The organism is Microbacterium sp. H6 (assembly GCF_003314775.1).
Classification (GTDB): domain Bacteria; phylum Actinomycetota; class Actinomycetes; order Actinomycetales; family Microbacteriaceae; genus Microbacterium; species Microbacterium oxydans.
This window is the reverse complement of the sequence record NZ_QOAY01000264.1, coordinates 1,067-13,177: the sequence shown is the minus strand read 5'-3', so window position 1 is coordinate 13,177 and position 12,111 is coordinate 1,067. Positions and strand designations below refer to the sequence as shown.

Here is a 12,111-nt window from a genome sequence, read left to right as displayed (position 1 = left end):
GCGGAACCGTGCCGGTGCTCGTGGCGAGCTCCTGCGGCGGGATCCCCTTGGTCACGTCTCCTGCGCCGGGTGTCGCTCCGCTCACGCGGCCACCTCCCCTTCGGCCGCTCCGGCCATCATGAGTCCGAGCGTCTCCCGAGGCGTGTCGCCGGGGACGATGCCGACGATCGTGCCGCGGTACATGACCGCGATCCGGTCGGCGAGAGCTGCGACCTCGTCGAGCTCCGTGGAGACGACGATCACCGGCACACCGGCGTCTCGCGTCTCGATGATGCGCTTGTGGATGAACTCGATCGAGCCGACGTCGACACCACGGGTGGGCTGTGCCGCGACGAGAAGACGAAGCTCTCGGCTCATCTCCCTGGCGATCACGACCTTCTGCTGGTTTCCGCCGGACAGCGTGCCCGCCGGCGTCTCCGGCCCCTGGGTACGGATGTCGTACTCCTTGATGCGCGCGCGGGCGAACTCATCGAGCACCCCGCGGCGCAGGGTCCCGGCCCGGCTGAACGCGGGGTCGTCCGAACGATCGAGGATCAGGTTCTCCGCGACCGAGAACCCGGCGACCAGGCCGTCCTCGGTGCGGTCCTCCGGCACGAAGCCGACACCGGCATCGAGGATCGCCCGCACGCTCTTGCCGACCAGCTCGTTGCCATCCAGTTCGATGCTGCCCTCGACGCGGGCGGCGAGACCGACGATCGCCTCGACGAGCTCGGTCTGCCCGTTGCCCTGGACGCCGGCGATCGCGAGCACCTCCCCTGGGCGGACGGCGAAGTCGACACCGTCGACGACGATCGCGCCCGCGGGAGTCAGCACGCGGAGGTTCTTGACCTCGAAACCGCCCTCGCCCAGGCGGGGCGGTTCCTTGTGCACGGTGAGCTCGACGGCTCGTCCCACCATGAGAGAGGCGAGCTCGGCGTTGGTCGCCGTCGGCGAAGCCTCGCCGACGACGCGGCCGAGGCGGACGATGGTGATCTTGTCCGCGACCTCGCGGACCTCACGAAGCTTGTGGGTGATGAAGACGATCGCCGTGCCCTCGTCACGCAGCTGACGCATGATGCCCATCAGCTCGTCGGTCTCCTGTGGGGTGAGCACGGCCGTCGGCTCGTCGAACACCAGCACCTTGGCATCGCGGGAGAGCGCCTTGATGATCTCGACACGCTGCTGCACGCCCACGGGGAGGTCGCCGACGAGGGCGTCCGGGTCGATGTCGAAGCCGAAGCGGGCGGCGACCGAGCGCACGTGCTCTCGCGCCTTCGCGATGTCGAGCCTGCCGAGGGCCTTGGTCTGCTCGTGACCGAGCATCACGTTCTCCGCCACCGTGAACACGGGGACGAGCATGAAGTGCTGGTGGACCATGCCGATCCCCGCAGCCATCGCGTCTCCGGGACCGCGGAAGCGCTGCACCTCATCGTTGAGGAGGATCTCGCCCTCGTCGGCCTGGTACAGGCCGTAGAGCACATTCATGAGGGTGGACTTGCCTGCGCCGTTCTCACCGAGCAGCGCATGGATCTCCCCCGGTTCGACAACGAGATCGATGTGATCGTTGGCGACGAGGGTGCCGAAGCGCTTGGTGATGCCGCGAAGTTCGAGCTTCATATCTGCACCTTATCCAGAAGAGTATCCAGAAGATTATCCAGAGGAGTCGTGGACGGATTCGTCGTCCGCCCACGGCACGGGGCGAGTGGCGTACTGCTCACCACTCGCCCCGTGCGGGAACTGCGACGGATCTACTTGGCCGTCGGGGAGTTCGGGGACTCCACCTTGATGTCACCCGAGACGATCTGCTCCTGCAGGGTCTTGAGCTCGTCCATCAGGCCGTCGGGAAGCTGCGACTCGAAGTCGCCGAAGCCGGAGAGCTTCACGCCCTCGTTCTCGAGCGTGCCCACGTAGGGAGCCGGGTCGAACTCGCCCTTCGCAGCGGCGAGGGTCGCGTCCTTCACAGCCACGTCGATCGCCTTCATGATCGAGACGAGCGTGATGTCGGCGACCTGCGGGTCGGCGACGGCGAGGTCGCTGTCGACACCGAGCATCAGGGTGTCCTTGCCGCTGTCCGCGATCGCGGCCGCGGCGCTCTGGTACACGGGACCGCCGACGGGGAGGATCACGTCGACGCCCTGGTCGAGCACGCCCTGCGCGGTCTGCTTGGCGGTGTCGTTCGCGTCGAAGCCACCGGTGAAGGAGCCCTTCTGCGTGGCCTCGTCCCAACCGAAGACCTCGACAGCGGCCGACTTGTCCTCGTTGTACTTCTCGACGCCGAGCTGGTAGCCGTCCATGAACACGGCGACCGACGGGATCTGCATTCCGCCGAAGGTGCCGACCTTGTTGACACCGCTCTGCGCGGACCATGCCGCGGCGGCGTAGCCACCGAGGTAGGCGGCCTGAGCCGTGTCGAAGACCAGCGGCTTGATGTTCGGAGCGTCGACGTTGCCGTCGAAGTCGTTGTCGGCCCAGTCGTCGATGATCGCGTAGTCGATCTCGGGGTTCGCGAGCGCGGACTCGACCGTGGCGGCCGACAGCTTGAAGCCGACGGAGACGATCAGCGAGCAGCCCTCGGAGACGGCGGTCTCCAGGTTCGGCGCGTAGTCGTTGTCATTGGCCGACTCGAATTCGAGCGGCTTGATGTCCAGCTCCTCGGCGGCGCTGTCCATGCCCTCCTTGGCGGACTGGTTGAACGACTTGTCGTTCCAGCCGCCGGCGTCGGAGACGAGGCAGGGCAGGAAGTCCGAGGCAACCGGCTCGCCGGAGCCGGCGGGCTTGTCGGTCGGTGCCTGGCCGCAACCGGCGAGTGCGAAGACGACGCCAGCGGCGACGGTGACGCCGAGCAGCTTCTTGGTGGTGGAGATGGTCAACTGATGCCTCCCTCAACGAAACCGCGGCCATCGCGGATCGATCAAAGTTACCTAGTGTTTCGGTTTTTGTGCACACCGGCGCCGCACGTGCTGGCCAATGGTTACCAAGCTGAAATCAAGACAGCCGATGAGCGTGAGCACCTGCTCATCGGAGCACGTGTCAGAGCACGTCACCGCGTCCCGTGAGCTTGAGCGATTCGACGACGCCCTTGACCCGCTGCGCGTGCTGCACCGTGGTGACGAGCAGGGCGTCAGGGGTGTCGACCACGACGATGTCCTGCACCCCGACCAGGCTGATGACGCGTGTCGTCTGGCTGACCAGAATCCCGCTCGCGCCGTCTGCGAGCACGCGCGCCTTGGGCCCGAGCACCGCGAGGTCGTTCTTGCGGCCGTTGGTGATGAGCTTGGTGAGCGAGGCGAAGTCACCCACATCGTCCCAGTCGAAGTGACCGGGGACGACGGCGAGGCGTCCACGTCGCGCGGCGGGCTCGGCGACCGCGTAGTCGATGGCGATCTTCTTCAGGCGCGGCCAGATCCGATCGACAGCCGGCCCTCGACGTTCGCGATCGTCCCAGGCCTCGGCGAGCTCGAGCAGACCGGCGTGCAGCTCCGGTTCGTTCGCAGCGAGCTCGTCCAGCAGCACGCTGGCCTTGGCGATGAACATGCCGGCGTTCCAGAGGTAGCCGCGATCGGCGATGTACTCCTTCGCCGTCTCGAGGTCGGGCTTCTCGACGAAGCTCGCCACCAGAGCGGCCTCCCGTGCACCGTCGACCACGAGCTCCGGGCCCATCTTGATGTATCCGAACCCGATCGCCGGCTCCGTCGGGGTGATGCCGATCGTGCAGATGTACCCCTCCCGCGCGACCTCGACGGCGTCGCGGACGGCGAACTCGAACACGCGCGTTCCCCGGATCACATGGTCCGCACTGAACGAGCCGATCACCACGTCGGGATTCCGGCGGTGCAGGATCGCCGCGGCGAGTCCGATCGCAGCCGCGGACTCTCGCGGCTCCGACTCCAGAAAGACGTTCAGATCCGGGATGCCGGGCAATTCGGCCTCGACGGCGGCACGGTGCGCACGCCCGGTGACCACCGCGATCCGATCCTCCCCCGCGAGCGGAATGAGCCGATCCCAGGTGTCGCGCAGCAGCGAATGCCCCGAGCCGGTCAGATCGTGCAGGAACTTCGGAGCGTCGGCTCGGGACAACGGCCAGAGCCTGCTGCCGATGCCGCCGGCGGGAATCACTGCGTAGAAATCCTTGATTGGTGCGCTCACCCTGCCCAGGGTAGCCCCACGGAACATCTCGACATCGAGACACTTAGGCTCCCCTTCGTCGCTCCCAGTGATCTGACAGGAATAGGATGGACACCGATCGGGCGTGCCTGAGCGCACGCGACCGGTTCACATCGATCCAGGGAGGACGACCGTGTCCACAAGCGCCCGCTTGACACCGTCGATTTCGGAAACCACGTCAAAGACCCCCCGCGGCACCCTCTATCGGGGTCGCGAAGGCATGTGGTCGTGGGTGCTTCACCGCATCACCGGAGTCGCCATCTTCTTCTTCCTGTTGGTGCACGTGCTCGACACGGCGCTGATCAGGGTGTCGCCGGAGGCGTACAACGCCGTCATCGGCACGTACAAGAACCCCATCATGGCCCTCGGCGAGGTCGTGCTCGTGGCCGGCATCGTGTTCCACGCGATGAACGGTCTGCGCATCATCGCCGTCGACTTCTGGTCGAAGGGCGCCAAGTACCAGCGTCAGCTGTTCTGGGGCGTCCTGCTGGTGTGGGGCATCATCATGGCCGGCTTCGTGCCCCGCCATCTGATGCTCGCGTTCGCCGGATTCGGAGGGGGACACTGATGTCCGCACAGACCGTCGCCGCCGCTCCGGCCCGCCGCCGCCGGGGGGTCAACCTCGAGAAGTGGGGCTGGATCTTCATGCGCGTCTCGGGCGTCGTGCTCGTCGTGCTGATCTTCGGCCACCTGTTCGTCAACCTCATGGTCGGCGAAGGCATCCATGCACTGGACTTCGCGTTCATCGCGGGCAAGTTCGCCACGCCGTTCTGGCAGTGGTGGGACGTGCTCATGCTGTGGCTCGCCCTCATCCACGGCGCCAACGGCATGCGCACGATCGTCAACGACTACGTGACGAACAGCACGGCGCGCAAGTCGCTGGTCTGGGCGCTCGGGCTGGCCGCCGGCCTGCTCATCATCCTCGGCACGCTCGTGGTCTTCACGTTCGACCCGTGCCTGGGTGTGACCGAGGACAGCGTCCTCTGGTCCGAATGCGCCGCGATCGTCGGGTACTAGAAGAAGGCATACGAGAAGTGACTACCGAGACGCAGGATTCCGTCGTCCGAGACGGCGTGCACTACCACCAGTTCGACATCGTGATCGTGGGAGCCGGTGGGGCGGGCATGCGCGCCGCCATCGAGGCCGGCCCCGGCGCGAAGACCGCCGTGATCTCCAAGCTCTACCCGACGCGATCGCACACCGGTGCGGCGCAGGGCGGCATGGCGGCGGCCCTCGCGAACGTCGAGGAGGACTCCTGGGAGTGGCACACCTTCGACACCGTCAAGGGCGGCGACTACCTCGTCGACCAGGACGCAGCCGAGATCCTCGCGAAGGAGGCCATCGACGCGGTCATCGACCTCGAGAACATGGGCCTCCCCTTCAACCGCACCCCCGAGGGCAAGATCGACCAGCGCCGTTTCGGCGGTCACACGGCCGAGCACGGCAAGACCCCGGTCCGCCGCGCGTGCTACGCCGCCGACCGCACCGGCCACATGATCCTGCAGACGCTGTTCCAGAACTGCGTGAAGCTCGGCATCAACTTCTTCAACGAGTTCTACGTGCTCGACCTCCTCACGGTGAAGGACGCCGACGGCAAGACGCAGGTCTCCGGTGTCGTCGCCTACGACCTCGCCACGGGCGAGCTGCACGTCTTCCAGGCCAAGGCCGTGATCTTCGCGACCGGCGGCTTCGGCAAGATCTTCAAGACCACCTCGAACGCGCACACCCTCACGGGCGACGGCGTCGGCATCGTATGGCGCAAGGGCCTCCCGCTCGAGGACCTGGAGTTCTTCCAGTTCCATCCGACCGGCCTCGCCGGACTCGGCATCCTCCTCACCGAGGGAGCGCGAGGAGAAGGCGCCATCCTCCGCAACGCCTCGGGCGAGCGCTTCATGGAGCGCTACGCCCCGACGATCAAGGACCTCGCCCCACGTGACATCGTCGCGCGCTGCATGGTCCAGGAGGTCGCGGAGGGCCGCGGCGCCGGTCCCCACAAGGACTACGTGCTGCTGGACTGCACGCACCTCGGTGCCGAGGTGCTCGAGACCAAGCTGCCGGACATCACCGAGTTCGCCCGCACCTACCTGGGCGTCGACCCCGTCGTCGAGCCGGTCCCCGTGATGCCGACCGCGCACTACGCGATGGGCGGCATCCCGACGAACAACGACGCCGAAGTACTCGCCGACAACGACACCGTCGTGCCCGGCCTGTACGCCGCCGGCGAATGTGCCTGCGTCTCGGTGCACGGCGCCAACCGCCTCGGCACCAACTCGCTGCTCGACATCAATGTGTTCGGCAAGCGCGCGGGTCGCAAGGCCGTCGAGTATGTGAAGACCGCCGAGTTCGTGCCGCTGCCGGAGGACCCGGCCGGTTTCGTGTCCGGCATGATCGAGGGTCTGCGCAACAACCAGGGCACCGAACGCATCGCGGTGCTGCGCAAGACGTTGCAGGACGAGATGGACAAGGGCGCGCAGGTGTTCCGCACGCACGAGTCGCTCGAGCACGTGCTCGGCGTCATCAAAGAACTGCGCGATCGCTACCTCAACGTCCACGTCGACGACAAGGGCAAGCGGTTCAACACCGATCTGCTCGAGGCCGTCGAGCTGGGCTTCCTGCTCGACATCGCCGAGGTCGTGGTCTACGCCGCGCAGAACCGCCAGGAGAGCCGCGGCGGACACATGCGCGACGACTTCCCGACGCGCGACGACGAGAAGTACATGAAGCACACCATGGCCTACCTGACCGGCGACCCGCACTCGTCCACGCCGAGCGATCACATCAAGCTCGACTGGAAGCCCGTCGTCTTCACGAAGAACGAGCAGGGCGAGTTCAACTACCCGCCGATGGAGAGGAAGTACTGAGCATGTCGACCGCCATCGCAGAGGCACCTGCCGACACCACCGAAGAGACCGGCATCCAGTCCTTCATCGTCACCTTCAACATCCGCCGGTTCAACCCCGAGGTCGACTCCGAGCCGCACTGGGTCGACTACGACGTGGAGCTCTACTCCACCGACCGCGTGCTGGACGCCCTGCACAAGATCAAGTGGGAGGTCGACGGCTCGCTGACCTTCCGCCGCTCCTGTGCCCACGGCATCTGCGGCTCCGACGCCATGCGCATCAACGGACGCAACCGTCTGGCCTGCAAGACGCTGATCAAGGACCTCGACATCTCGAAGCCGATCTACGTCGAGGCCATCAAGGGTCTGCCGCTGGAGAAGGACCTCGTCGTCGACATGGAGCCGTTCTTCGCCTCGTACCGCGAGGTGCAGCCGTTCCTCGTCGCGAACTCCGTTCCGGAGAAGGGCAAGGAGCGCACGCAGTCCATCGCCGACCGCGAGATCTTCGACGACACCACCAAGTGCATCCTGTGCGCCGCGTGCACCTCGTCGTGCCCCGTGTTCTGGACCGACGGGCAGTACTTCGGCCCGGCGGCGATCGTCAACGCACACCGCTTCATCTTCGACTCGCGCGACGACAACGCCGCCGTGCGTCTCGACATCCTCAACGACAAGGAAGGCGTCTGGCGCTGCCGCACGACCTTCAACTGCTCCGAGGCGTGCCCCCGCGGCATCGAGGTCACCAAGGCCATCGCCGAGGTCAAGCAGGCTGTCCTGCGCGGCCGCCCCTGACCGGGCTTCGCCTGCACGAGCCGTATCAGGCGATCACGCGAGGACAGGCGGTTCCGTTCCGGAGCCGCCTGTTCTCGCGTTTCTGCCTGAGACGGCGCATGTGGAGATGGCGGAGGCGGGGATGAACACGACGCTTGGATAAGGTGGGACCGTGGCTGATCCCGATGGCTCCACGACCGAGTCCGGTCGTCTCGATGCCGCTGTCGAACGCGCCTCAGCGCTCACTCAGCGCACTCTCGGGCTGTTCCCCGTTCGCGTGTGGCGGCACTTCCTCCAGCACAACGGGTTCCTCCTCGCCGCGGGCGTTAGCTACCAGGCGCTGTTCGCGATCTTCGCGGCCATCTACCTCGCCTTCGCGATCGCCGGTCTCTGGCTCGGTGGCAGTGAAGACGCGGTGAACGGTCTGATCGCGATGATCAACAGCTACATACCGAACCTCATCCAGCCCGAGGGCGGGGTGATCACACCGGAGCAGGTGCAGGAGATCGCCTCGAGCACGACCGGTGTGCTGAGCATCACCGGTCTGATCGCCCTGGGCACCGTGATCTGGACGGCGATCGGCTGGGTCACCTTCTCCCGGCGCGCGACCAGAGACATCTTCGGTCTGCCGCCCGATCGCCGCAGCTACGTGATCCTGAAGGCGCGCGATCTCCTCGCCGCCGTGATCTTCGGTGCCTCGCTGGTGGCCGGATCGATCCTCAGCTCCGCGAGCGCCGCCGTCCTGAGCTGGCTCCTCGGCCTCCTGGGCTGGGACTCCGGTTCCAACGGCGTCATCCTGATCCGCATCGGCGCGGTCATCGTGTCATTCGCGCTGATGTCGGGCGCGCTGGCGGCGATGGTCCGCTTCCTCACCGGCACCTCCCTGCACTGGGGGACGATCTGGCCCGGCGCTCTCCTGGGCGGTGGAGCGATGACGATCCTGCAGTTCGGTGCCGGCTTCCTCCTCAGCTACACGCCCTCCAACCCGCTGCTCGCCACGTTCGCCATCTTCATCGGTCTCCTGCTCTGGTTCCGCATCAACGGCGTGGTCATGCTGGTCGCCTCGTCCTGGATCGCGGTCGCCGCACAGGATCGCGATCAACCCCTCCTGGAGCAGACCGAAGCGGAACGCCGCGTGGCCGAGTACCAGACCCTCCTGACCGCCGCCCGCATCCGCGTACGTGACGCCCGTGCGGCCCGACTCGACGCGCCCTGGTATCGGGCGTGGGCCGCGGGACGGGCATTGCGCGATGCGGAGGATGAACTTCACGACCTCGAGGCCTCCCCTCCCCCGCCGGCGGACATGAGCACACCGCTCGCTCGACGCCTGCTGGCCGAGTTGAACCACCGCTCCGGACGGGATGTCGGCGACCCTCGTTAGGCTGGGGACCATGCCTCATCTGCGTATCGCCTCGGTCAATGTCAACGGAATCCGAGCGGCGGCTCGCAACGGGATGAGCTCGTGGTTGGACGAGGCGGGCGTCGACATCCTCACGCTCCAGGAGGTCCGCGGGCAGGACGAGCATCTGGAGGCCGCGCTTCCCGGGTGGTCGTTCGTGCACGACGAGGCCACCGCGAAGGGACGGGCAGGCGTCGCCATCGCCAGCCGCACGCCCGCGCTCGCCTCGCGCACCGATTTCGGCCCCGACGACTTCGACTCCAAGGGCCGCTGGATCGAGGCCGACTACCTGATCGGCGACCGCCCCCTCACCGTCGTGAGCGCGTACGTGCACTCCGGAGAGGCCGACACGCCCAAGCAGGATGAGAAGTGGAAGTTCCTCGACGCCTTCGGCACCCGTCTCGGCGAACTCAACACCGAAGGTGCGCTGGCGCTCGTCACCGGTGACCTCAACGTCGGCCACCGTGAGCTCGACATCAAGAACTGGCGCGGCAATCGCAAGAAGGCGGGCTTCCTGCCACGCGAGCGCGCCTACTTCGACCGGTTCCTCGGAGAGGCGGGTACGGAGGTCTCGGGTGTCGACGGCACCGTCGGCACCGGCCTCGGCTGGATCGACGTCGGCCGGGCATTCCACGGGGAGGTCGACGGCCCCTACACCTGGTGGTCGATGCGTGGGCAGGCGTTCGACAACGATTCCGGGTGGCGTATCGACTACCACTTGGCGACGCCCGCTCTTGCGGAGCGCGTGGAGACCTATCACGTCGCGCGCGCCGCCGCCTACGACCAGCGCTGGAGCGACCACGCGCCGGTGGTCGTCGACTACCGCTACTGATCGGAGCCGGCCACGCCGTCGCCATCCGTGACGGCGTGGCCGTTGCCGGGCGCGTAGCGGTACCAGCCGCGATACTCCAGCACTGTTCCCACCAGGGGGCTCACTGCCTGCATGTCGATCGTGCGACGACCGTGGACCTCGTCCCAGCCGTCGACGAGATCGACGTCGACGCGAAGAGGTCCACGCAGCGGGATGCGCAACCGCCCGAACCGCAGGCGGACGGCACGAGTGCGCATCCGCAGCGCGCCGTCGGACGTCACCGAACAATGCTCGAGCATCTCGACCCGGCCTCGATCGCCCAGTGCGTTCTGGACCAGCCCAGGATGCCCCGTCGCGAAGAGCCGATCCCTGACATACTGCGTCGCACCGGGGAAGCGGAACTCGCGGACGGTGGCGAGCACGCCCCGGCCCGAGGATGTGCGTGCCGATGCGGTCTCGATCCGGAACGGCACATGCCTCGCGAGCCGGGTGACGAGCAGACCGGGCCCGACGACGGGGCGAGCGAGAACGGAGAGCCGGCCGAACCTGCTGCCGGCGACGGTGAACACGCCGTCGGCGCTGTCGAGGTCCGGTCGCCCCGGATCCGCGTGGACACGCATCTGCGCGAGGATCTCGGGGTGGAGCCGCTCGGCTTCCTCGCCCAGCGCCTCCAGGAAGGCCGCACCGCGAGCGGTCACTCCCTCACCTCCTCGCGGTAGGGCTTCACGGTCGCCGGTGCCGGCCCCTCGACGAACTCGCACGTGAAGGCGCCTCGGTAGCCGAACAGGAACCCGAAGACGTCGTTGTGGATCTCCAGGTCGATGAGGTACCGCTTCTGCTCATCGTCGTAGCGCTCGAGGAGTCTGGCGCGACCGCTGAACAGCATCGGGAACCGGAAGGCGAACCGCCCCTCGTAGAAGCGCTGTGCGCCCGAGGTGAGCAGGAGTGCGCCGTCGTCGGTCACCTCCAGGTCGAGGTCGACGGCGAGGTGCTGATGGGTGCCCAGGTAGTCGACGACCCTCCGGCGGGCGTCGCTGTAGATCATGGTCGCGTCGAACCGGCGGCGTCGCCCCGGCCGCACATCCATGGTCCGCACGAAGGTCACGGTCTCGCGCCCGAAGTCGTCGATATACGCGTGGTTGTCGATACGGAAGGGCACCTCGCTCCCGCGCTCGGGGAACAGGATGTTGCGGAAGGTGCCGACCAGCAGGAAAGGCAACGTCCACCACGGTCCGCGACGCACCTCTGACATCACGCCGCGTCCGATGCAGCCGTATCCCGCATCCACCCCGACCCCGAATCGTCGCTGCAGCTGGGGGTGGAGCCGGGCGAAATCGTCTCCCAGCGCACGCTCGAAGATCCCCCGCCCCGCGCTCATCCGATGGCCTCGAGCGACTCGGGCGCGTCCTGCATGATGGTGCGTCCGCCATGTCGGGGCGGGCGCGAGAGGCAATTGCGGGCACGGGGACGTCGGCCTCTGCGCAACGACCTCCATCCACTCGTCTGCTCGGGCGGGATCCCCGCCTCGGCCCACAGCCGGAGACGGTCGAAGCTCCTCGCGGTCAGCCACCAGACGAAGCGTCGGGTGATGAGCGGATCGAGCGCTCGTCCGATCCAGCCCCATCCTGGGGCGTAGTCGTAGCCCGTGAGGAACCGCACGCCGTCCTCTGTCGGCACGTACCGCCAGTATCCGCGCCCTGTGCCCAGGGGCGAGAACGCGTCTTCGGTATCGAAAAGCAACGCGGAGGTGCGCTCCCCCGCAGCGCTCTCCTTCGTCGCCAGCGAGATGCCGGTCCCGCGGATGGTGTGCAGCCGGAGATCGAGCTCGTATCGGAACTCCTGTGCTCCGTCCGCCCTGGTGCGCTGCGGCGCGATGTCCGTGAAACGCGCATCCCATCGCACGTGCGAGGCCGGGTCCTGGGTGAGCCGCCACACATCGTCCAGGGGAGCCCGGATCAGCACCTCGACGTAGAGGGCCCGATCCTTCCGCGACCGTTGACGGGGAGATGCGGAGGCCATGCGCCCATCGTAGGGGCACCGCACGAACCGCATAGGATTGATCCCGTGACGAGACCTCGCCTTTACTCCGGAATGCAGCCCTCCGCCGACTCCCTCCAGATCGGCAACTACATCGGCGCGCTGCTCCAG

Annotated in this window: 12 protein-coding genes; 6 read left to right on the top strand and 6 right to left on the bottom strand. The window is 67.2% G+C overall.

Features of this window, described 5'->3' with window-relative positions:
- Positions 1-81 precede the first annotated feature (81 nt).
- From DSP71_RS17505 to DSP71_RS17495, 3 genes are all read right to left on the bottom strand, one after another.
- Entirely contained in the window at positions 82-1,596 is a 1,515-nt protein-coding gene (locus DSP71_RS17505; RefSeq protein ID WP_046748941.1) for an ABC transporter ATP-binding protein, read from the bottom strand.
- Between the two features lie 131 nt (positions 1,597-1,727).
- Positions 1,728-2,849 carry a BMP family protein gene (locus DSP71_RS17500; protein ID WP_058631796.1) on the bottom strand — a complete coding sequence of 374 codons (1,122 nt, stop codon included), beginning with the start codon at positions 2,847-2,849 and terminating at the stop codon, positions 1,728-1,730.
- Positions 2,850-3,009: 160 nt separating this feature from the next.
- Positions 3,010-4,125 carry a mannose-1-phosphate guanylyltransferase gene (locus tag DSP71_RS17495; protein ID WP_113681701.1) on the bottom strand — a complete coding sequence of 372 codons (1,116 nt, stop codon included), beginning with the start codon at positions 4,123-4,125 and terminating at the stop codon, positions 3,010-3,012.
- 151 nt (positions 4,126-4,276) lie between these two features.
- Here DSP71_RS17495 and sdhC point away from each other — a divergent pair, with 151 nt between their 5' ends.
- From sdhC to DSP71_RS17465, 6 genes are all read left to right on the top strand, one after another.
- On the top strand, positions 4,277-4,711 hold the full coding sequence (gene sdhC, locus DSP71_RS17490) for a succinate dehydrogenase, cytochrome b556 subunit (protein ID WP_072591539.1): 435 nt from the start codon (positions 4,277-4,279) through the stop codon (positions 4,709-4,711).
- Positions 4,711-5,160, top strand: a complete 450-nt coding sequence (locus DSP71_RS17485) for a succinate dehydrogenase hydrophobic membrane anchor subunit (protein WP_058631794.1) — start codon at positions 4,711-4,713, stop codon at positions 5,158-5,160. Before sdhC ends, DSP71_RS17485 begins: the two co-directional genes overlap by 1 nt.
- 17 nt (positions 5,161-5,177) lie before the next feature.
- Positions 5,178-7,004 (top strand): succinate dehydrogenase flavoprotein subunit, encoded by a 1,827-nt coding sequence (gene sdhA / locus DSP71_RS17480; RefSeq protein WP_046748937.1) that lies wholly within the window; start codon positions 5,178-5,180, stop codon positions 7,002-7,004.
- A gap of 2 nt (positions 7,005-7,006) precedes the next feature.
- Positions 7,007-7,774, top strand: a complete 768-nt coding sequence (locus DSP71_RS17475; protein WP_058631793.1) for a succinate dehydrogenase iron-sulfur subunit — start codon at positions 7,007-7,009, stop codon at positions 7,772-7,774.
- A 151-nt stretch (positions 7,775-7,925) separates the two neighbouring features.
- Complete coding sequence (locus DSP71_RS17470; RefSeq protein ID WP_058631792.1) at positions 7,926-9,134, top strand: YihY/virulence factor BrkB family protein; 1,209 nt, start codon at positions 7,926-7,928, stop codon at positions 9,132-9,134.
- Positions 9,135-9,144: 10 nt separating this feature from the next.
- The gene (locus DSP71_RS17465) at positions 9,145-9,984 is read left to right on the top strand and encodes an exodeoxyribonuclease III (RefSeq protein ID WP_179516118.1); all 840 of its coding nucleotides are present in this window, start codon (positions 9,145-9,147) and stop codon (positions 9,982-9,984) included.
- On the opposite strand, the gene DSP71_RS17460 is transcribed toward DSP71_RS17465, so the two are convergent.
- From DSP71_RS17460 to DSP71_RS17450, 3 genes are read right to left on the bottom strand one after another with little or no spacing between them, the layout of a single operon-like run.
- Positions 9,978-10,661: a DUF4166 domain-containing protein gene (locus DSP71_RS17460; protein WP_113681700.1), complete on the bottom strand. Its 684-nt coding sequence runs from the start codon at positions 10,659-10,661 to the stop codon at positions 9,978-9,980. The genes DSP71_RS17465 and DSP71_RS17460 overlap by 7 nt on opposite strands.
- Positions 10,658-11,341 (bottom strand): DUF4166 domain-containing protein, encoded by a 684-nt coding sequence (locus tag DSP71_RS17455; RefSeq protein WP_113681699.1) that lies wholly within the window; start codon positions 11,339-11,341, stop codon positions 10,658-10,660. Before DSP71_RS17455 ends, DSP71_RS17460 begins: the two co-directional genes overlap by 4 nt.
- Positions 11,338-11,982 (bottom strand): SRPBCC family protein, encoded by a 645-nt coding sequence (locus DSP71_RS17450; RefSeq protein WP_113681698.1) that lies wholly within the window; start codon positions 11,980-11,982, stop codon positions 11,338-11,340. The genes DSP71_RS17455 and DSP71_RS17450 overlap by 4 nt, the downstream gene beginning before the upstream one ends.
- Positions 11,983-12,111: the final 129 nt, after the last annotated feature.